This is a genomic window from Pseudoalteromonas sp. CR1 (assembly GCF_019392235.1).
In the GTDB taxonomy this organism is placed as follows: Bacteria; Pseudomonadota; Gammaproteobacteria; order Enterobacterales; family Alteromonadaceae; genus Pseudoalteromonas.
The window spans coordinates 1-261 of the sequence record NZ_JAHXRM010000356.1; the positions used below are offsets into that span (position 1 = coordinate 1).

The window sequence follows — 261 nt, forward strand, 5'->3', positions numbered from 1 at the left end:
TTGGCGCCCAGGGTACGCGCCACGTCGTAATAGGCTTTATCCACACTCGCCACGCCGGACCAGGTCAGCACCGTGACCGGAAACCAGGTGGCCAGGGCGATCAGGAAAACGCTGGCGCTCCAACTGCTGGGGAACAGGAAAAAACACAGCGGCAACAATGCCGTCGAGGGCACCGGGCCAAGGATGCGCAACACCGGGTGCAGCCAGTAGCCGATCCGCGTGGACCAGCCAATCGCCACCCCCGCGACGAAGCCGGTTGCC

General features: G+C 64.8%; 1 protein-coding gene. It reads right to left on the reverse strand.

The genetic code is table 11. The features are described 5' to 3' along the window. Positions 1 to 261, reverse strand: a 261-nt coding sequence (locus KZZ04_RS19690) for an ABC transporter permease subunit (RefSeq protein ID WP_219423957.1), incomplete at both ends; no start/stop codon positions are given.